General features: G+C 63.2%; 17 protein-coding genes. 12 read left to right on the top strand and 5 right to left on the bottom strand.

The window, feature by feature from the left end; translation table 11 throughout:
* Positions 1-67: 67 nt before the first annotated feature.
* The gene (locus U1E20_RS06565) at positions 68-1,105 is read right to left on the bottom strand and encodes a cytochrome-c peroxidase (RefSeq protein WP_409979794.1); all 1,038 of its coding nucleotides are present in this window, start codon (positions 1,103-1,105) and stop codon (positions 68-70) included.
* A 160-nt stretch (positions 1,106-1,265) separates the two neighbouring features.
* The gene (gene pqqA, locus U1E20_RS06560) at positions 1,266-1,343 is read right to left on the bottom strand and encodes a pyrroloquinoline quinone precursor peptide PqqA (protein WP_083481414.1); all 78 of its coding nucleotides are present in this window, start codon (positions 1,341-1,343) and stop codon (positions 1,266-1,268) included.
* A 346-nt stretch (positions 1,344-1,689) separates the two neighbouring features.
* On the opposite strand from pqqA, the gene U1E20_RS06555 reads away from it, so the two are divergent.
* The 7 genes from U1E20_RS06555 (at position 1,690) to U1E20_RS06525 (ending at position 10,151) form a co-directional block, all read left to right on the top strand.
* Complete coding sequence (locus U1E20_RS06555; RefSeq protein WP_409979793.1) at positions 1,690-2,790, top strand: formylmethanofuran dehydrogenase; 1,101 nt, start codon at positions 1,690-1,692, stop codon at positions 2,788-2,790.
* Complete coding sequence (locus U1E20_RS06550; protein WP_409979792.1) at positions 2,781-4,418, top strand: formylmethanofuran dehydrogenase subunit A; 1,638 nt, start codon at positions 2,781-2,783, stop codon at positions 4,416-4,418. The genes U1E20_RS06555 and U1E20_RS06550 overlap by 10 nt, the downstream gene beginning before the upstream one ends.
* Positions 4,406-5,314: a formylmethanofuran--tetrahydromethanopterin N-formyltransferase gene (gene fhcD / locus U1E20_RS06545; RefSeq protein ID WP_409979791.1), complete on the top strand. Its 909-nt coding sequence runs from the start codon at positions 4,406-4,408 to the stop codon at positions 5,312-5,314. Before U1E20_RS06550 ends, fhcD begins: the two co-directional genes overlap by 13 nt.
* Positions 5,311-6,120: a formylmethanofuran dehydrogenase subunit C gene (locus U1E20_RS06540; RefSeq protein WP_409979790.1), complete on the top strand. Its 810-nt coding sequence runs from the start codon at positions 5,311-5,313 to the stop codon at positions 6,118-6,120. The genes fhcD and U1E20_RS06540 overlap by 4 nt, the downstream gene beginning before the upstream one ends.
* Before the next feature lie 62 nt (positions 6,121-6,182).
* Positions 6,183-6,398 carry a hypothetical protein gene (locus tag U1E20_RS06535; protein WP_409979789.1) on the top strand — a complete coding sequence of 72 codons (216 nt, stop codon included), beginning with the start codon at positions 6,183-6,185 and terminating at the stop codon, positions 6,396-6,398.
* Positions 6,399-6,438: 40 nt separating this feature from the next.
* Entirely contained in the window at positions 6,439-9,546 is a 3,108-nt protein-coding gene (gene putA / locus U1E20_RS06530; RefSeq protein ID WP_409979788.1) for a bifunctional proline dehydrogenase/L-glutamate gamma-semialdehyde dehydrogenase PutA, read from the top strand.
* A gap of 95 nt (positions 9,547-9,641) precedes the next feature.
* Positions 9,642-10,151: an Hsp20/alpha crystallin family protein gene (locus U1E20_RS06525; RefSeq protein WP_409979787.1), complete on the top strand. Its 510-nt coding sequence runs from the start codon at positions 9,642-9,644 to the stop codon at positions 10,149-10,151.
* 35 nt (positions 10,152-10,186) lie between these two features.
* On the opposite strand, the gene U1E20_RS06520 is transcribed toward U1E20_RS06525, so the two are convergent.
* Positions 10,187-11,464, bottom strand: coding sequence for an FAD-dependent monooxygenase (locus U1E20_RS06520; protein WP_409979786.1), 1,278 nt, complete (start codon positions 11,462-11,464; stop codon positions 10,187-10,189).
* A 104-nt stretch (positions 11,465-11,568) separates the two neighbouring features.
* Between U1E20_RS06520 and U1E20_RS06515 the strand changes: the two genes are divergently transcribed.
* The 4 genes from U1E20_RS06515 (at position 11,569) to rlmH (ending at position 14,677) form a co-directional block, all read left to right on the top strand.
* A complete protein-coding gene (locus tag U1E20_RS06515; protein ID WP_409979785.1) occupies positions 11,569-12,321 on the top strand; it encodes a CDP-alcohol phosphatidyltransferase family protein in 753 nt (250 codons plus the stop codon).
* A complete protein-coding gene (locus U1E20_RS06510) occupies positions 12,314-13,285 on the top strand; it encodes a quinone oxidoreductase family protein (RefSeq protein WP_409979784.1) in 972 nt (323 codons plus the stop codon). The genes U1E20_RS06515 and U1E20_RS06510 overlap by 8 nt, the downstream gene beginning before the upstream one ends.
* 421 nt (positions 13,286-13,706) lie before the next feature.
* Entirely contained in the window at positions 13,707-14,135 is a 429-nt protein-coding gene (rsfS, locus tag U1E20_RS06505) for a ribosome silencing factor (RefSeq protein WP_409979783.1), read from the top strand.
* A gap of 62 nt (positions 14,136-14,197) precedes the next feature.
* The gene (rlmH, locus tag U1E20_RS06500) at positions 14,198-14,677 is read left to right on the top strand and encodes a 23S rRNA (pseudouridine(1915)-N(3))-methyltransferase RlmH (protein WP_409979782.1); all 480 of its coding nucleotides are present in this window, start codon (positions 14,198-14,200) and stop codon (positions 14,675-14,677) included.
* 136 nt (positions 14,678-14,813) lie between these two features.
* Here the strand turns inward: rlmH and U1E20_RS06495 are convergent, their stop codons facing one another.
* Positions 14,814-15,170 (bottom strand): hypothetical protein, encoded by a 357-nt coding sequence (locus tag U1E20_RS06495; RefSeq protein WP_409979781.1) that lies wholly within the window; start codon positions 15,168-15,170, stop codon positions 14,814-14,816.
* A gap of 992 nt (positions 15,171-16,162) precedes the next feature.
* Here U1E20_RS06495 and U1E20_RS06490 point away from each other — a divergent pair.
* Positions 16,163-18,760, top strand: a complete 2,598-nt coding sequence (locus tag U1E20_RS06490) for a TonB-dependent receptor (RefSeq protein ID WP_409979780.1) — start codon at positions 16,163-16,165, stop codon at positions 18,758-18,760.
* Positions 18,761-19,121: 361 nt separating this feature from the next.
* On the opposite strand, the gene U1E20_RS06485 is transcribed toward U1E20_RS06490, so the two are convergent.
* Positions 19,122-19,277 (bottom strand): hypothetical protein, encoded by a 156-nt coding sequence (locus tag U1E20_RS06485; RefSeq protein ID WP_409979779.1) that lies wholly within the window; start codon positions 19,275-19,277, stop codon positions 19,122-19,124.
* Positions 19,278-19,410: the final 133 nt, after the last annotated feature.

Raw genomic sequence — 19,410 nt, 5'->3', positions numbered from 1 at the left:
GGTGTTCACCCCTCCCCGTATTGCTTCGCAATGCGACCCTCCCCCTCAAGGGGAGGGTGTCTCCGCCCTACTTTCCTGGCGCGTCCGGATAGGGCTCCAGCGGCGAATAATTCGCCGGGACGGGGCCGGTCAGCGCGCCGAGAAAGGCGACGATGTCGGCCGCGTCCTTGTCCGACACATCCTGTCCGAGCTGAGTCTTGCCCATAATTTTCACGGCTTTGGTGAGATCGTCGACCGACCCGTCGTGAAAATAGGGCGATGTTTTCGCGACATTGCGCAGGCTTGCGACCTTGAAGACATAAAGGTCGGCGTCGTTCTTGGTGACGTCGGCGCGGCCCTTGTCGGGCGCCGCGACGCCGGTTTCCTTCCAATAGTCGCTTGCGACGCCAAATTTCTGGAAGGAATTGCCGCCGACGCCCGGGCCGTTGTGGCAGGAGACGCAGCCGAGATCGATGAATTTGCGCAAGCCCGCCTGCTGTTGCTTCGTCAGCGCCGAGGCGTCGCCGGCGAGGAAAGCGTCGAATTTGGAGGGCGTCAGCAAGGTGCGCTCGAAGGCGCCGACCGCGACGCCCCAATTATGCGAATTGATCGGGTCCTTGTCGCCGGGGAAGGCTTTGGCGAAGGCGTCAGCGTAAGCCGGAATCGCCTTGAGTTTGCTCATCGCCGTCGCCTGATCGGGATTGCCGAAGCTTGCGGCGCCGAGCAGCGATTTTTCCGCCTGGTCTTCGAGCGACTCGCGCTCGCCGCGCCAATGCTGCTTGAAATTCAGCGCGGCGTTGAAGACCGACGGCGCGTTGCGCGGATTCTCCTTGCCGAACACGCCAATCGCCTTCGGCAATCCGTCGCTCGCCTGATTCTCCGGCGGATGGCAATGGGCGCAACTAACATTGCTGTCCATCGACACGCGATTTTCGAAAAACAGCCGTCGACCAAGCTCGATGCGCGCGGCCGCCACGGGATCACTCGCGGGGGAGGGGACGGCGATCGGCTGAAAATTCTGCTTCGCGTCGTCGAGGAGCGACTTGGCGTTTGCACTTTCCGCTCGGGCGGTCGTCGCGGCGAATAGTGCGAAGACGCAGACGATGAAAAAAGTAGACTGACGCATTTTGAGGCCTCCCGCTGGCGGCCAGCCGCGCCGCCGTATCGCCGTAAAAACGATTCGAGCCGGCGTTTCGAAAAGCGCGGCCGCTTTGCGCAGCGCTCTTCATGCCGGCTCGATTCGGGAATTCTTTGTCGCCTTCGCCGGGGCGAAGGCCGCGCCGGATTTAGATCTCGGCGGACTCGTAGCTGGTGATTTCCATGCCGACGCAAACTTCGACAATCACGGGGGTCGTCCAGGCCATTTTTTCCTCCGTTTGGGACTCTCTTCGGCTTTGCCCTGCTTATCTTGGCGTGCGCCCGCAGGTTTAAGCTCGGCGCAGCATTTAACATGATCGCCGTCGCCGCGCAAATGGGATGCGGCGCACAATCGATATCTTCCGCCGCGCGTCAAAAATCCTCTTGTGGCGGCCGCTGATGCAAATGACGCAGCCGGACGTCTCGACAGGCGACGTGACGGCTGCTAGGCATAGCGAAACGCGGGAGGAGCCGCCCGGCTCGGCGAGTAGGCGCTAAAAAACAATTGGATAGCGCTAATTCGAGCGATATTATTTTGAGCTTGGCCGGGACAGGTCGCAAATCGGGGTAGGGATGGGGACAGCGACGCTCGACGGCAAGGCGATTGCGCTTGACGACGCCTATCGGCATGCCGCCAAAATTCTCAACAATGCAGCCTTTCCGCTGATCGCGGGCCTCGGCGCCGACATCGCCGGCGCGCGCGCCGCGATCCTTCTGGCCGAGCGGCTGAAGGGCGCCTTCGACCATCTAGCGTCGCGCGAGACGCTGGCCGACATCGACGTCAAGCGCTCCTTCGGCATGTTCACGACGACGGCGAATGAGGCGCGTCTGCGCGGCGACTGCGTCGTGCTCATCGGCCCCGGCCTCACGCAGGCGTGGCCCGGCATGCTGGAGCGGCTGGCGCTCGATCAGCCGCCGCGCCGCGGCGCGCAGGCGCAGCAGCCCCGCAAGGTAATCTGGCTTGGACCGGCGGAGGGCGAAGCCAGCGCCGTCCCCGGCGCCAAAATCATCCCGGCTTCCGTGCAGGAACTCTCGCATGTGCTCGCAGCGTGGCGCGCCCGATTCGGCGGACGACCCGTCGCGCTCGACGCCGCGAAGGTCGGCCTCATCGACGGTCTCGTCGAGACGCTGCGCAACGCCCGCTTTGGCGTGTTCGTCTGGTCGGCGTCGACGCTCGATGCTCTGGCGATCGAGATGATGCAGGGACTGGTGATCGATCTCAACGCCACGACGCGCTTCACCGGAGTCCATATCGGCGCCCGCGGCGGCGCTTCCGGCGTCACGCAAACCGCCGGCTGGATGACAGGCTTTCCGCCGCGCACCGGCTTTGGCCGCGGCTATCCGGAGCACGACCCGTGGCGCTTTGAAGCCACACGCCTTGTCGACAGCGGCGAGGCCGACGCCGCGCTGTGGATTTCCGCTTTCGACGGCGAGAAGCCGGGCTGGTCCCGCGCCGATATTCCCCTCGTCACGCTCGCGCCGGCGTCGGCGGCGCCGTCTCGCGGGCTTTTCATTGAGGTCGGTCAGCCCGGCGTCACCCATGATTCTGTGCTGATGAGTCAGGAAACCGGCGGCATGACGCTGCGCAAAGCCAGCGCGCCGACCGACGCGCCGAGCGTCGCGCAGGCGATCGACGCCATCATGGCGGAAGTTTCGGAGGGCGCATGGCGCTGACAGTTTTGCGCGGCGGCCATATCGTCGATCCGGCGACCGGCCAGGATTCGATCGGCGACGTCTGGTTCGAGAACGGCCGCATTGTCGAGCGTCCCGACGGCCGCAGCGCCGATGAGGAGATCGACGTCTCCGGCCATATCGTCATGGCCGGCGCGATCGACATTCATTCCCACATCGCCGGCGGCAATGTGAACACGGCGCGGCTGCTACTGCCGGAGCTTCATCGCGCGATTCGGGCGCGACTTGCCGGCACGCCGCTGTCGACCGCCAAATGGTCGAGCTATGAGATCGGGCGTCTTTACGCGCAGATGGGCTTCACCACCGTCGTCGAGCCGGCGATGGCGCCGCATCACGCGCTGCAGACCCATCTCGAATTCAACGACGCGCCGATCATCGACAAGGGCGCGCTCACCGTGCTCGGCAATGACGATTTTCTGCTCGGCATGCTGCGCGACGGCGAGACGGAAAACGCGATAAACGATTATGTCGCGCAGACCGTCGAGAACACCCGTTCGCTCGGACTAAAGTGCATCAATCCCGGCGGCGTCGAAGCCTTCAAGGAAAACATGCGCGCCTTCGGGCTCGATGATGTCGTGCCGTTTTACGGTCTGACGTCGCGCCAGATTTTCCAATCCTTGCAGAAGGCGACGCAAGCGGTGGGCGTCGCCCATCCGTTGCATCTCCATATGAACAATCTCGGCATCGCGGGAAATATTGACACGGCGCTCGCGACCATCGACGCGGCGCAGGGCCTGCCGCTGCATCTCGCCCATGTGCAGTTCTATGCCTATGGCAAGGAAGGCAAGAACGGCTTCTCGTCGGCCGGCGCGCTCTTCGCCGAGAAGATCAACGCGAATCCCAATGTCAGCGTCGATGTCGGCCAGGTGATGTTCTCCGACACGGTGACGATTTCTTCGGACGTTCTGAAACAGTTCAACAGCCTGCCGGGCGCGATCCCGAAGAAGGGCGCGATTTTCGACGGCGACGCCAATGGCGGCGGCATCGTTCCTTACGTCTACAAGATTTCGAACTACTACAACGCCATTCAATGGGCGGCGGGGCTGGAGCTGTTCCTGCTCATCAACAATCCCGAGCAGGTGTTCTTCACCACCGACCATCCGAACGGCGGTCCGTTCACGACCTATCCGGAACTCTTCGCGCTGCTGATGAGCGCCGACCTTCGCGCGCAATATCTCTCGCGCTTGCCGGCCGACGTGCTGGAGCACACCACGCTGCCGTCGCTCTCGCGCGAATATACGCTTTACGAAATCGCCCAGATGAGCCGCTCCGGCGCGGCGAAGCTGTTCGGCTTTAAAGACCGCGGCCGGCTTGGCGCCGGGGCGGTCGCTGACATCGCCGTCTATAAGCCGGGGCGCGACGTCGCCGGCATGTTCCGCCGCGCGGCCCTCGTGTTCAAGGACGGAAATCTCGTCGTGCGCGATGGCGAAGTCTCGCATTACACCCGCGGCAAGACGCTGCATATTCGTCCGCGCTACGATCAGCAGATCACCAAGCGCCTCGATTCCTATTACGACGATCTTTACGGCCTGCCGCGCAGCATTTTCGACGTGCCCGACGCCGCGCTGCCGCATAAGGACGCCTTTTCGGAGGTTCCATGCCGGATATAATTCGCAACGGCGTGAAGATAGACGACAATTTCGCCGAAGCCTTCCCGATGAGCGGGACAGGCATTCTGATCACCGCGCCGAACGCCAAATGGGCGCGGCAGGCGGGACTGACGATGACCGGGTTCGCCACGTCCGTCATCGGCTGCGGCTGCGAGGCCGGCATCGATCGCGAAGTGCCGCCGGAAGAAACGCCGGACGGGCGTCCGGGCGTGCGGGCGCTGCTCTTCGCCATGTCGTCGAAGGACGCGGAGAAGCAGCTCGTCAATCGACTCGGCCAATGCGTGCTGACTTGCCCTGGCTCGGCGGTCTATTCGACGGTCGCCGGCGAATTCGAGATCAAGGTCGGCGACGCGGTGCGCCAGTTCGGCGACAAATGGCAGATGTCCAAGGTCGTCGACGGAAGGCGTTATTGGCGCGTGCCGGTGATGGACGGCGAATTCTTCTGCGAAGGCAAGGTCGGGCTGACCAAGAAATCCGTCGGCGGCGGCAATCTTTTGATCATGGGCGCGGACTGGGACAAGACCATGCGCGCGACAGAGGCCGCCGTCTCGGCGATCGACGGCGTCGCCGACGCGATTGCGCCATTCCCCGGCGGCATCGTGCGCTCAGGCTCCAAGGTCGGCTCGCAATATAAGGGCATGAGCGCCTCGACCAATGACGCGTACTGTCCGACTTTGCGCGGCGTCACGAAGAGCGCGCTCGACGAAGATATCGGCTGCGTGCTCGAAATCGTCATCGACGGGCTGACTGACAATGCGGTGAGCGAAGCGATGCGCGCGGGGCTGCGCGCCATCATCGAGATGGGGCCGGAGCAGGGCGCCAAGCGCGTCGGCGCCGGCAATTACGGCGGCAAGCTCGGCCCGTTCCATTATCATCTGAAGGATTTGCTGCCGTGAAGCCGTTTACCTTCACGCTTCGTCAGGAGCCGTCCCAGCGCGTCGATCTTTCGCCGCTGACGCCCGATCGTCTCGCTGGAAAGTCGATCGCGCAGATCGAAGCGATCGAGCTCGGCGAGACGCGCATTTCGACGAAAGTCGGCGATCTTTTTAAAGTTTCCGAGGGCGATCTAAGAAATGTTCGCTACGAAGGCGGCTCGTCGCGCTTCGATCTTCTCGGCGCGAAACTTCTGCCCGGCTTCGCGATCCATGTCGAAGGCGACGTCGGCGCGCAATGCGGCCGCCTCGCCAAGGGCGGCAAGATCACGGTCGCCGGAAGCGCCGGGCCCCATACGGCGTCCGGCAATCTCGGCGCTGATTTGGAGATCAAGGGCGACGCCGGCGATTTTCTCGCCGGACCGCTCGCCGGCGAACTTACTGGGATGGCCGGAGGCCGGATCGTCCTGCGCGGCAAGGCTGGCGCCCGCGCCGGCGACCGGCTGCGCCGCGGCATTATCATCATCGAGGGCGACGCCGGCGAAGATCTGGGTGCCCGCGTCATCGCCGGCACGATTCTCTGCCTGGGCGAGGCTAAGGGCCGGATCGGCTATCTCAACAAGCGCGGCTCGATCGTGCTCGCGCGCGGCGGCTGCTTCGGCTCGACCTATGTCGATTGCGGCGCGCATGAGCTGACTTTCGCGCGGCTTTTCGCCCGCAGCCTGCGCGACCACAGCGCCGCGGCCGCCGATCTCCTGTCGCAGAAGCTGCGCCGCTACGGCGGCGACACGGCGGTCTATGGCAAGGGCGAGATATTGACCCCGGACTGACCGGCATTACCCTTGCTAAGAAGCAAACGTCCGCTGAGCGGGCGCTTAGCCAGGGGATTGCGATGAATTTCGTCGAACTCATCCTTACCGTCTGCACGCTGGCGCAGCCCGCCGCCTGCGACGAACGCAAAATCGTGCTCGAATCCGCCACGGGCTCGACCAACAATTGCATGATGCAGGCGATGCCTTATATCGCTCAGTGGTGCGGCGAGCACCCGCAACTGACCGTCACCAAATGGCGCTGCGCCCGGCCGGGATCGGAAGGCGACAAGATCTGATCAGCCTTCGGGCGCTGTCTATCCATGACGAATGAGTCGAATGGACGATTGGCCGGCGCCCTTTGCGGCGCCTTACGCGCCTCCCGACGAGAGCTTCGCCGAGGCTTTCCTGAAGTCGCGCCCGGACGCCGCGACGCGACACGCTACGGAAGAAACTGCGTTGACGCTGGTGCGCGGCATTCGCGCCAGGCGCGATCTTCTCGGCGGCGTCGAAGACTTTCTCCACGAGTTCTCGCTCTCGTCGCATGAGGGTCTCGCGGTGATGGCGCTCGCCGAGGCGCTGCTGCGGGTTCCCGACGACGCGACGGCCGATCAACTCCTCGCCGATAAGCTCGTCGAGGGCGATTTCTCCCATCACGAATCATTGAGCGACGCGCTTCTCGTCCAAGCCTGCGCTTTCGCTCTGGGGATTTCGGCGCGCATCGTCGATGTGACCGAAGCGCGCGGGCTGGTCGCCGATCTTACGCGCCGTCTCGGCGCGCCAGCGTTGCGGACCGCGTCCCGACAGGCGATGCGGCTGATGGGCGCGCATTTCGTTTTCGGCGAATCCATCGAAGCGGCGATCAGACGCGCTGAGGGACGGGGCGAGCGCTTTTCCTATGACATGCTCGGCGAAGGAGCGCGGACCGCGCAAGACGCCGAGCGCTATTTTACGGCCTACGCCCATGCCATTCGCGCCATCGGCGACTCTGCTGTCGCCGTGCGACTGCCGGCGCGGCCCGGCATTTCGATCAAGCTGTCGGGATTGCATCCGCGCTATGAGGCGATGTCGCGCGAACGCGTATTGCGCGAATTGCCGCCGCGCGTCCTCGACCTCGCCCGCCTCGCCAAGGACCGCGATCTTGCTTTCACCATCGACGCGGAAGAGGCGGATCGTCTCGAACTCTCGCTCGATGTGGTCGCGCGCGTGATCGAAGACGCGTCGCTTTCCGGCTGGGAGGGCTTCGGCCTCGCGGTGCAGGCCTATCAGAAGCGCGCCTCGGCGGTGATTGACTACGCCGCCTCGCTTGCCGATGCGTACCATCGCCAGTTGATGGTTCGGCTCGTCAAGGGCGCCTATTGGGACAGCGAGATCAAGCGGGCGCAGGAGCGCGGCCTCGCCGACTATCCGGTGTTCACCCGCAAGGCGATGAGCGATCTCAATTTCGACGCCTGCGCGGCGCGGCTTTTCGCGCAGCCGCGTCTTTTTCCGCAATTCGCCACCCATAACGCCCGCAGCGTCGCCGCCGTTCTGTTGATGGCGGGCGAGCGGCGCGACTTCGAATTTCAGCGTCTGCATGGCATGGGCGAACCGCTTTACGAGTCGCTTGCCGAGATCAGCGACGCTGCGGTTCGCGTCTATGCGCCGGTCGGGCCGCACCGCGATCTCCTTGCCTATCTCGTGCGGCGTTTGATTGAGAACGGCGCCAATTCTTCTTTCGTTGCGCGCGCGGCCGATCCTGATACGCCGGAAGGCGCGCTCGTCGCCGACCCATATGAAGCGCTCGGCGCGCCGGACCGCGCGCGCCATCCGCGCCTGCTTTTGCCGAGCGACATCTATTTGCCGCATCGCGCTAATTCGAAGGGCGTGGAGTTCGGCGATCGGAGCGCGCTCGCGGCGTTGACTGAGGAGACGCGCGCGCGCTTTCCATCGCCTTTTGCGCGCCCGAGCGTCGAGACGCGCAATGCGGCGCGCAATGTCCCGTCGCCGATCGACGGCTCCATTGTCGGTCAGGTGGTCGAAGCGGATGAAGCCGCCGCGCATGCTGCGATGGCCGCCGCCGCGCGCGCATTCCCGGCCTGGGCCAGAACGCCATCCGAAACGCGGGCGCGGATGATTGAACGCGCCGCCGATCTCATCGAAGCGCGACGCGGTCCGCTGATCGCGCTTCTGCACAGCGAAGCGGGCAAGACTCTCGACGACGCGCTCGCCGAAGTGCGCGAGGCGGCCGACCTTTGCCGCTATTATGCCGGTCAGGCGCGCATCGTTTGCGCCGACATGCCGCTCCCGGGCCCGACCGGCGAAGCCAATGTTCTGCGTCGTCATGGGCGCGGCGTTTTCGTTTGCATCTCGCCCTGGAATTTTCCGCTGGCGATTTTCATCGGCCAGGTCGCTGCTGCGCTGGTTACCGGAAATTCCGTCGTCGCCAAACCCGCCGAGCAGACGCCGCTTGTCGCCGCGATGGCGATTGAGCTCCTGCGCGAGGCGGGCGTTCCAAAAAATGCGCTGCAATTTGTTCCCGGCGACGGCGCGATCGGCGCCGCGCTTGTCGGGGATTTGCTGACGGCGGGCGTCGTCTTCACCGGCTCGGCCGAAGTCGCGCATCGCATCAACCGCGCGCTCGCCGCGCGCGACGGCGCGATCGCGCCGCTCATCGCGGAAACTGGCGGGATCAATGCGATGATCGTCGATTCGACGGCGCTGATCGAGCAGGTCGTCGACGACGTTTTGACCTCCGCCTTCCGATCGGCCGGCCAGCGCTGCTCGGCCTTGCGGCTTTTATGCCTGCAGGAGGAGATCGCGCCCGCCTGTCTGAAAACCCTGATCGGGGCGGCGAGCGAGTTGCGCGTCGGCGATCCGCGCGTGATCGGGACTCATGTCGGGCCAGTCATCGACGCCGAGGCGAAATCGAAACTCGCCGCCTATCTTTCGCGTCAGCGCGCATCGGGCAAAATACTTTACGCCGGCGCGGCGCCGGAAGCCGGAATCTTCGTCGCGCCGCATATTGTCAAGATCGATCGGGTCAAAGACTTACAGGAAGAAATCTTCGGGCCGGTGCTGCATGTCGCGACCTGGCGGTCGCAACGCCTGCCGCAACTCCTCGCCGAGATCGAAGCCAGCGGATATGGGCTCACATTCGGCATGCATACGCGCATCGAGCAGCGCATTCGCGCGCTGTCGCGCGAAGCGCCGGCTGGCAATATCTACGTCAATCGCAATATGATCGGCGCCGTCGTCGGCAGTCAGCCGTTCGGCGGATTCGGCTTGAGCGGCACCGGACCCAAGGCGGGCGGGCCGGATTATCTTTTGCGATTCCTTCATGAGACAACGCTGACGATCAACACCGCATCGTCCGGCGGCGACGCCAGCCTGTTGTCGCTCGAAGAATTCGACGAACTTGATCGCGACAAATTGGCGCAAACGCTCGGCTTGAAGTCACATCGCTGACGCGCCACTTCACTAACGTTTCCATATCGATCGTCGGCTCCATCGTTGCTGAAGAACGGCTGCCCGGCGATCGTTTGATCACGAGGGAGATCAGCATGGCCGAAGAAAGCAAGCTGCCAGCGTCAAAGCAATCGGATCAGCCGCCCGGCATTTTCGATTGGCATCCTTTGGAATCCTTTCGGCGCCAGTTCGATCGCCTGTTCGACGAGTTTCCGTCGCGCCGAAGCCTCGCCGAGTTTCAGCCGTTCGACCGGATGATGTCGCAATGGTCGGCGAGCCCGCCTGTCGATTTCGTCGAAAAGGACGGCGGCTATGAAATCACCGCCGAACTTCCCGGCCTCGACGAAAAAAGCGTCGACGTAAAGCTCTCGAATGGCGTGATTTCGATTTCCGGCGAGAAGAGCGAAGAGAAGGAAGAGAAAAAGGAAGGCTATTATTGTTCGGAGCGCCGCTACGGCTCCTTCCGGCGCGCGTTTCGCGTGCCTGAGGGCGTCGACCAGGACAAGATCACGGCGGATTTCGAAAAGGGCGTGCTGAAAATCACGCTGCCCAAAACGGCTCAAGCCAAGAAGGAAGAAAAGAAAATCGAAATCGCCGCGAAATAGCGCCGCGCTTTATTCGGCGCCAGTCGCCTGCGGTTTCAAGATCGCCAGCCGGCGCGCCCGTGCGGCGCGTCGTCGATTTCATGTTTATGCGCCGGCCGGCGCATCAGCCGCGGCAGCACGAGATGCGGCAACACGCCCTCGCGAATGACGGCGCGTCGCAGCGGACCGAGCGCCGCCATCGCGATGAAGCCGGCGCCGCGCAGCAGATCGACCGGCAGATAGGGAATGATCAGCGACCGGTTGAGCAGATCGACGCCATGCGTTCGAAAACCGATGTCGGCGCGCCGGTGACGGTCGTAGCGCGCCAGCGCGCGTGACAATTCGCGCGGATTCTTGAGATCGACGCTGGCGAGACAATCTTCGAGGTCGGCGACGTCGCGCAGGCTCAAATTCAAACCCTGCGCGCCGATCGGCGGAAAGATGTGACAGGTCTCGCCAACCAGAGCGAGACGCCCGGTCGCATGTTTCGACACCTGCATGCCGCCCATCCGGAACTGCCCGACGTCGCCTTCGATGCGCATCGCGCCGAGTTCCGACTTGGCGTAATCCTCGATTTCATATTCGAGCTCCTCGCGCGGCTTGGCGAGCCGCCGCCGCGCATCGGCGACGCTCATCAGCCAGACGAGGCTCGAACGATGCGGCGCATCCTCGCGCGGGGGCAAGGGCACCAGCGTGAAGGGTCCGGAGCGCGTGTGATATTCCGTCGAGACATTCTCGTGCGGAAACTCATGGCGCAGAAGCATGGTGAGCGCCATCTGCGGATAGGTCCATTCCTTCACGTCGATGCCGGCGACAGCGCGGGCGCGGCTGTTGCGGCCATCCGCCGCGACGATGAAATCCGCCTTCAGGCTTCGCCCGTCGGCGAGAATGACGACGGCGCCGTCGCTGTTGAATTCATAATCGGCGATATCGGCGTCGACGAATTCGATTTCAGGCCGATCGCGACTAAGATCGAGCAGGATCGCGACGAGGTCGTCATTCGACACATTGACGCCGAGCGCCGGCAGGCCGATCTCGCGGGCGCGCAGGCTGAGTTCCGGCACCGGCAGGAACTGGTCGGTGTCGTCGACCATATGGATCGCCTCGACCGCGCAGCCCCGCGCCCTGACGCGCTCCAGCGCGCCAAGCGCGTCGAGGAAGCGGACGGATGCTTCAAACAGCGCGACAGTGCGCCCCGGCAGCGGCGGTGGAATTCGTCCGGCGAGCGTCGTTTTGAATCCGGCGCGCGCGAAGGCGAGCGCCGCGGCGAGGCCGGTCGCCCCTGCGCCGGCGATAAGAATTTCCGAAGTGCCGTTTTCCTGCGCCGTTTCCATTTCGCCCAGTCTCCTTGCGACTGTTATAGCGTCAGATGTTTCGAAGCGCGAGCAACGCGGCTTTGGCGAGGCGGCTTTGGTCGCTGGCGCGCGGCGGTGTAGTCTTGCGCTCAGCGTCTTCACATTTCACCCGCGCCCCCAACGTGATCTCTTCCCGGCTCATCGGCCTTTCCATCCATCTTTTCACGGCGAGCGGCGCGGCGCTCGGCATTGTCGCGCTGTTCCTCGCGGCGGAAGGGCGCTTCGCCGCCATGTTTGCCTGGCTTGGCGTCGCGCTTGTCGTCGACGCGGTTGACGGCCCGCTGGCGCGGCGCTTCAAAGTGACCGAGACGGCGCCCTTCATCGACGGCGTCGCGCTCGACCTCGTCGTCGATTTTCTCAATTATGTGGTCACGCCGCTTGTGGCGCTGTGGCGCTCCAGCCTTCTCGAGCCGGGTGTCGCCGGCGCGGCGAGCGCCCTGGTCTGCGCCTCTTCGGCGCTCTATTTCGCCGATCGGCGCATGAAGACCTCCGATTGCTGGTTTCGCGGATTCCCGGCGCTCTGGAATGTGGTTGTGTTCTATCTTCTTGTCCTGCGGCCTTCGGCGAGCGCGAGTCTTGCGCTGATTTTGGCGGCGGCGGCGCTGATGTTCGCGCCGCTCGTCTTCATTCATCCTTTGCGCGTCAAGCGCCTGCGCGTCTTGACCATCGTCGTCACCGCCATTTGGGCCGCGGCGGCGATTGCGGCGGTGGCGCAGGACCTTACGGCCGCCTCATTCGGCGTGAAGGCGGCGTTGGTCGCGACCGGGTGCTATTTTATGGCTTTGCCGCTTTTTCGCGAGGGCGGCGCGGTCGCGAAAGGAGAGGTCGATGGTTAAGGCGATACGGGTGCATCAGCCCGGCGGACCGGACGTTCTTGTCATGGAAGAGATCGATCTGCCGGCGCCGGCGGACGACGAAGTGCAGATCCGCCACCGCGCCATCGGCGTTAATTACATCGACATCTATCGCCGCTCCGGCGCCTATCCGGCGGACTATCCCTTCATCCCCGGACATGAGGGCGCCGGCGAGGTGATCGCCGTGGGCGAAAAGGCGAAGTCGTTCAAGGTCGGCGAGCGCGTCGCTTATGTCGGGGCGCTCGGCGGCTATTCGGAAGCGCGCAATATCGCCGCCGATTCAGTGATCCATCTGCCGAAAGCCTTCAGCTATGAGCAGGGCGCGGCGATAATGCTAAAAGGGCTGACCGCGCAATATCTGCTGCGCCGCACCTTCAAGGTGAAGAAAGGCCATCGCGTGCTCGTCCACGCCGGCGCCGGCGGGGTCGGGCAAATCCTTTGCCAATGGGCGAGCGCGCTTGGCGCGAAGGTCATCGCCACCGTCGGTTCAGCTGATAAGGCGAAGATCGCTGAAGAGGCGGGCGCCAGGCACACGATCCTCTACCGGGAGGAAAACTTCGTCGAACGGGTAAGGGAATTGACCAAAGGCAAGCTCTGCGACGTCGTCTATGACGGCGTCGGTCGCGCGACCTTTCCCGATTCGCTCGACTGCCTGAAGCCTTTCGGCATGTTCGTCAGCTTTGGCTCGGCGTCAGGTCCGATCGCCGCTTTCGACATCGGCCTTCTGGCGCTTAAAGGTTCGCTTTACGCCACCCGTCCGTCGCTCTTTACCCATATCGCGCGCCGGCGCGATTATGAGGCGATGATGGACGATCTCGTCCGTGCGGCGAAGCGGGGCTTCGTGACTTTCGGCGAACCGGCGCGGTTTCCGCTGGCCGAAGCGGCCAAGGTTCATGCCGCGCTCGAATCACGCGCCACCAGCGGCTCCATGGTCCTGATCCCATGATTTCGCCATAATTGACCCCGTGAAAAGCAGCGCTTTAGCAACAAACTTGACATGTGTTGTAATTTGACCACTGGGCCGATTAGGCGCTTCCCAAGACATTGTTAACATGATCAGATTCTGCGCAAACGCTGCGGTTTTCGGGGCGCGATTCGGCGGCTTTTCCCCGCTTTTCGCCCCGCCGAAGCGGCTAACGATAAATTCGCACTACGTTTTCGTCGCAAATCGATTATGCTTCGCATGTTCCGGCTTTGAGGTTCCTCCCGCCTCTCGATTAGCCCGAACCGCCTTCAAAAACCCGGCGCCCGAGCCGGGTTTTTTTCTTGTTGGCGCTCGGCACACCGTCGTTTCTATTGCAATTTTTTGGGAAGGGCCGCATCCTTGTCGCGCGGTCCCCCTACTCGCGGGCTTTGGGCCGCGAAGCATGAGGGTTGCAACGCTGTCGACAAGTGTTCATCCGGGGGCGGATCCTGTGCCGCTCCGGCCGGGAATTGGCGCAGGAGCGCCGTTGGCCGGCTCAATCGTGCAAAAGGTTCTCGCCAGCCTGGACGAAACGAAGGCCGAGGACATCGTCTCGATCGATCTGCGCGGAAAGACCGCCCTCGCCGATGACATGATCGTCGCGACGGGACGTTCGACCGTGCATGTCGGCGCCATTGCCGACAAGGCGATCAAGGCCCTGAAGGCCGCGGGCGTGGTTGCGCCGCGCGTCGAGGGCCTGTCCCAGTGCGACTGGGTGCTGATCGACGCCGGCGACGTCATCGTCCATATCTTCCGCCCCGAAGTGCGCCAGTTCTACAATCTCGAAAAGATGTGGGGCGGCGACCGTCCGGTGGAGATTCGCCTGGTCTGACGGCGCCGACCGAGCGTCTCCCTTGGGCGCTTGTCGGTCCGCCCGTCTTGCTGGGCCGCCGGATGAAACTGGGCCTGATCTGCATCGGCCGCCTGAAAGCCGGTCCGGAGCGAGAGCTTTACGCGCGATACGCCGAGCGCATCGGCGCGTTCCGGCGGCTAGGCCTCGAAGGGCTCGACCTTAGGGAGATCGACGAGAGCAAGGCCGCGGCTGCTGCCGAGCGGGCGTCGCGCGAGGGCGCGGGACTGCTCGCGGCGCTGCCGCCAGAGTCGCGTCTAGCGGCGTTCGACGAACGCGGCCGCGCGATAACCAGCGCCGCTTTTGCGCAATTTCTCGCGGACGAGAGAGACCGGGGGCGTAAGGCGCTGTGGTTCGCCATCGGCGGCGCTGAAGGACTAGATGAGAGCGTGCGCGCGCGGGCGTCCGCGGTCTTTTCCTTTGGCGCGATGACTTTGCCGCATCAGCTGGCGCGCATTCTGGCGGCGGAACAGATTTATCGGGCGATGACGATTCTATCCGGCCAGCCCTACCACAGGGCGTGATCACCGACGAAGCCTGATGCCCGTTCGTCTGGCGTGGGGCTTTTGGAGCCCCGCGCTTTCCTGGATGCCGAGCCCCAATCTCCTCGTCGGCGCCGGCGCGGCGCATAGTTGGAGATCGGAGCGTCGGATTTTCAGCTTAATAGCAGACCCAAATCCAGCCGGCGGGAGTCCATCTCCAGCACCGACCGACGCCAAAGGGGTACCAGCGGCCGCCCCAGTAGCGGCCTCGTCCCCAGCCGCCGCCGTGTCCGCCCCAGCCGCCGTGTCCGCCCCAGCCGCCGTGTCCGCCCCAGCCGCCATGACCGCCCCAACCACCATGGCCTCCCCAGCCGCCGCCATGTCCGCCCCAGCCGCCGCCGTGGCCGCCACCGCCCCAGCCGCCGCCACCATGACCGCCGCCACCGCCGCCACCGCCGCCATGTCCGGCGAGCGCGGCCGATGGCAGCGCGAAGGCGCCGAGCAGTGCGAAGACTAAGGATATTTTGCGAAGCATAGCGTTCCTCCGTTTCAGATTCAAAGAGAGGGCATTGAGCGGCGCCTCTTTAGTTCCTCCGGTAGAAGCATTCTAACTATGTCACTCGGTTCAAGCGACAATAACAAGCGTCCCTGTTATTTTCTTGTGCGTCAAATAAATTAGCATAAGCTACTCCACCGCTGCGTATAATCCAAAAAACCTCGCGGATACCCTGTCTCGGATGTTTTTATTCTGGCCTGAACTTAATTGGAGTCAGCCAGGTTTTGCACTTGCCCGGAGGCCGGACTCGACCTGCGCTCAAGCCTTCAAGCTCGTTCCCGGTGCGACCAGGAACCGACTGTGACGCATTTGACACATAATAAGCTTTTTTTATCGTAGTACGATATGTTAGGTCTTGTCATGTCGCAAGTGATTGTAAAGGATTGATCGCTGAGTTTTCCTGAGGAATGGCGAATGCGCCTCCCACTGCTTCGCGCGCTGCTGCTTGTGCTCGCCATGGTCTCACAGACCGTGGCCGGTACGGCTGTCATGGCGCGCGCCGCATCGGGATCCGCGCAGCAGACGCTTTCGGCTCCGTGTCGGCTTTTGCCGGCGGCCGAAACCGTCGGGCAGGGCGATCAAGACAAAGCCCATCGACATCACGGTTGTGAGCCGTGTTGTCGACACTCCGAGCCGCCGCCCCTATGGAGCGCTGATTGGACCGACCATGCTCCAGCGTTTTTCAGCTATCGGCCGATCAGCTTCCAATTCGTAGAATTTCCTTCTTTAGCCGCGAGCGCCGATAGACGCGAGCGCGCGCGAGGGCCGCCGACCGCCTGACGCCATTAGGCTAGCGCGCGCCGCATCGGCGCGTGACGCGCATCCTTTGGGCTCTGCGCGCAATTCACCACACGCCGACATCGATACACGCCGACATTCCGTCCGGCGCGCCGCCTCGCCGCGTCCAACTTGAGTTGGCCGCGGGTTGCAATGGCGCGTCCGCGCGTCGGCATCGCCAGGAAGCTACTGTCATGAACCGTCGTTTTCATCACCTCGGAGGAGCATCCTTCTCCGTGCTCAGCCTATTCGTCGCCTCGGGCGCCGAAGCGCAGCAAGCGCTCCCCACCATCAACGTCGGCGGCGCGCGGGCCGCCGCGCATCGCGGCCCGGCGGGCCATACCGCCGGCGGACCGGGACGCGTCACCGCGGCGACGCCGTCGCCGGGGACCGGGTCTGGGAATGGGGTGGCGGATCGCTACGCCGAGCCAAAGCCCGCGCCTTTCAGCCGCACCTTGCCGGCCAATATTCCGGCGGTGGTCGAGAGCAGGACGCGCAAGGAAATCCAAAAAACCACGAATATCATGACGTCTGAAGACGCATTCAGATACATGCCGTCGATTCTCGTCCGCGAGCGCTTCATTGGCGATCGCAACGCGATCGTCTCGACGCGCACGAGCGGGACGATTCAGAGCGCCCTGGCGCTGGTCTACGCCGACAATGTGCTGCTTTCGAATCTGCTCGGCAACAGCTTCAACTTCGCCCCGCGCTGGGGCATGGTTTCGCCCGCCGAAATTTCGCGCGTCGATGTGATGTACGGGCCGTTTTCGGCGCTCTATCCCGGCAATTCGATCGGCGCCGTGCTGACCATGACGACGCGCATGCCGGACGAGTTCGAGGTCCACGCCATGGGCACCGCGGCGGTGCAGCCGTTCAGTCTCTATGGCACCAAGGAACTCAATCTCGGCGGCGTGGCCAATGTGCTGATCGGCGATCGGATCAACGATTTCCGTTACTGGGTTGGGTACGAGCATCTCGACAATCAGGGTCAGGCGCAAACCTTCCCCGGCAATTTCCTGACGCCCGGTTCAGGCGCGGCGTTCTTTGGCGGACACCAGGACTTCGACCAGCAGGGCCGGCCGCGCATCATCACCAATTCCGCCGGCGCCGATTACTTGCAAACGGATCTGGCGAAGGTGAAAGTCTCCTATGACATCGCGCCGCTGGTGCGCGCCAAATATCAGGTCGGTTTCTGGACGCTGAATGATACGACCAGCGTCGAAAGCTATATTCGCGACAGGAACGGCATGCCGATCTACAACACCCAGACCGGGCGTGTGCAGCTCGGTCCGTTCTCTGTCACGCCGGGCGGCGTCAATCCCAACCATGGCGCCGCCAACCATCTGATGCAGGCGTTCGAGCTGAGACAAGATACCGGCGGGGTCTTCGATTACGATTTATCGGCGACGTCATTCAATTTCCTCCGCGACTACACCAACAGCGCGCAATCCTACGGACCGCGCATCAATAATGCGGGCACCGCCTATAATATCGATCCGCGCGGTCGCAACACCAATAATGGCGGAACCTTTTGGCGCACCGGCGACGCGCGCTTCATCTGGCGCCTGCCTCAGGATTTACTCGGCAAGCATGAAGTGTCATTCGGCGCGCATGGCGACCTTTATTCGCTGGCCACGAAGCAGACCAGCACCATATCCTGGCCTAACAATTACTATCTGGGCATCCTGGCGCAGAACTATGGCAAGACCGAAACCAAGGGCGTCTATGTTCAGGAAGTCTGGCGGCCTCTGCCGGACTGGAAATTCACCGCTGGCGCGCGCGGCGAATGGTGGCGCGCCTTTGGCGGCATGAACGCCACCGGCGGCTTCGGCAATCCATCCAATCCTACCGGACTGCCAATCGTCGGCATTCCGCTTCGAGCCGCGAGCATCACCTATTTCCCCAATTCCTATAAGGGCGCGTTCTCGCCGAAGGCGGCGTTGGAGCACTATTTCACGCCGGAACTCTCCGTGCGTGGATCGATCGCCCGCGCCTATCGTTTTCCGACCGTCACCGAACTGTTCCAATCGCTTTCGAGCCCAAGTTCTGTGATCATCAACAACCCGAATCTGCAGCCTGAAATCTGCACCTGTTACGATGTGACCACAGAATATCGGAAAGTCGACGCCTTCGGCGGCGCGATCGGTCTCTTCAACCCGCGCATCAGCTTCTTTCTCGACGATAGGTGGAACGCCATCGCCAGCCAGACCGCGCTCTCGCCCTTCGGCATACAGGTCTCGCAGAACGCCAATCTGGACAAGGTGCGGTTTCGCGGCGTTGAGGTTGCGGCTCGCATGAAGGACATTTTCATTCCAGGGCTGGACTTCGAGGGCGGCTTCACGCTTACCGACGCAAAAATCCAGACCAATCTTTCGAGCCGCAATCTCGACAGCATTCTTTTCGCGGGCAATCAATTCCCGCGCGTGCCCAAATATCGCTTTCGCGGCGTCGCGAGCTACAGCCCCAATCCTGACATGTCCTTCGCCCTCGGCCTGCGCTATTCGTCCCCGGCCTACGTCACCTTCGCGAACACGGACTTCAACCACAACAACTATGGCAATGTGGACAGCGAAATCCTGGTTTTCGATATGAAGGCGAGATACCGGCTGGAGCCGAATTGGTGGCTGTCGGTCGGCGTCAACAACATCGGTCGCTGGAAGGCCTATGTGAATCCGAACCCCTATCCGCAGCGCACCTTCTTCATCGCGCTGAACTACGACTTCGGCGGCCCGGACGGCGCAGGCGTAACGATCGATCGGGGCGCCTCCGGCGGCACATCCACATTCAGGTGATGGTCGCTCGCCGGACCCGGCGGGCGTGCGGTCATGATTTCTTGGCGAGGCTGCCGGTTCGAAGGAGCCTCGCCGATTTTTTACGGCGGAGTTTCTGGAGGAACGCCAGGGACTCCCCACAATCAAAATGCCGAGACGTCACGGGATGTATTGGGCGAAGCGCGCGCAAAACATTGGCTAAGCCTGGTGGAGGAGACGGGTTCCTCGAACCGGTCTCCACAGGAGAATTCCCTGCTGATGCGGGAATTGCGTTGCAAGCGACGAAAAACGCTTCGTCCAGGTCTGGAAGGCTCGGCAGCCAAGACTAGTTGCGTGTTGAGTCCTGGCGAAAAGAAGAAACTTCGACCGAAAACTTCACGGTTTATCCTCGCGACTTGTAGGAGGTACAGATGTCGCTTTTCGCAAGAACCGCCGCGGCCAGTGCAATTTGCGCGGCAATGGCCATCGTGACGCTTCCGGCCAGCGCCGGTGTGATGACGGTCGTCGACAAGGCCAGCCTGGGCGTGGCCTCGGTCACGGATCAGGTCGATTGGCGACCCTATTGCCATCGCCATTATCGGCGCTTGGGCTACTATGGCTACGCCGCGCCCGCCTTTTACGGTTATTCCGCGCCTGTTGTGAATGGGGGAAGCGTGGCGGCTGGCGGAAAT

The sequence above is a fragment of the Methylocystis sp. genome, from assembly GCF_046349115.1.
Taxonomy (GTDB): Bacteria; Pseudomonadota; Alphaproteobacteria; order Rhizobiales; family Beijerinckiaceae; genus Methylocystis.
This window is presented reverse-complemented; position numbering and strand designations above follow the sequence as displayed.

Bases quoted from the DNA above. Each gene is read 5' to 3' on its own strand.
- rlmH (WP_409979782.1), top strand. From the start codon at position 14,198: ATGAAACTGGGCCTGATCTGCATCGGCCGCCTGAAAGCCGGTCCGGAG.
- U1E20_RS06535 (WP_409979789.1), top strand. From the start codon at position 6,183: ATGAATTTCGTCGAACTCATCCTTACCGTCTGCACGCTGGCGCAGCCC.
- U1E20_RS06520 (WP_409979786.1), bottom strand. From the start codon at position 11,464: ATGGAAACGGCGCAGGAAAACGGCACTTCGGAAATTCTTATCGCCGGC.
- pqqA (WP_083481414.1), bottom strand. From the start codon at position 1,343: ATGGCCTGGACGACCCCCGTGATTGTCGAAGTTTGCGTCGGCATGGAA.
- U1E20_RS06565 (WP_409979794.1), bottom strand. From the start codon at position 1,105: ATGCGTCAGTCTACTTTTTTCATCGTCTGCGTCTTCGCACTATTCGCC.
- U1E20_RS06525 (WP_409979787.1), top strand. From the start codon at position 9,642: ATGGCCGAAGAAAGCAAGCTGCCAGCGTCAAAGCAATCGGATCAGCCG.
- fhcD (WP_409979791.1), top strand. From the start codon at position 4,406: ATGCCGGATATAATTCGCAACGGCGTGAAGATAGACGACAATTTCGCC.
- U1E20_RS06510 (WP_409979784.1), top strand. From the start codon at position 12,314: ATGGTTAAGGCGATACGGGTGCATCAGCCCGGCGGACCGGACGTTCTT.
- putA (WP_409979788.1), top strand. From the start codon at position 6,439: ATGGACGATTGGCCGGCGCCCTTTGCGGCGCCTTACGCGCCTCCCGAC.
- U1E20_RS06555 (WP_409979793.1), top strand. From the start codon at position 1,690: ATGGGGACAGCGACGCTCGACGGCAAGGCGATTGCGCTTGACGACGCC.
- U1E20_RS06490 (WP_409979780.1), top strand. From the start codon at position 16,163: ATGAACCGTCGTTTTCATCACCTCGGAGGAGCATCCTTCTCCGTGCTC.
- U1E20_RS06495 (WP_409979781.1), bottom strand. From the start codon at position 15,170: ATGCTTCGCAAAATATCCTTAGTCTTCGCACTGCTCGGCGCCTTCGCG.
- rsfS (WP_409979783.1), top strand. From the start codon at position 13,707: ATGAGGGTTGCAACGCTGTCGACAAGTGTTCATCCGGGGGCGGATCCT.
- U1E20_RS06550 (WP_409979792.1), top strand. From the start codon at position 2,781: ATGGCGCTGACAGTTTTGCGCGGCGGCCATATCGTCGATCCGGCGACC.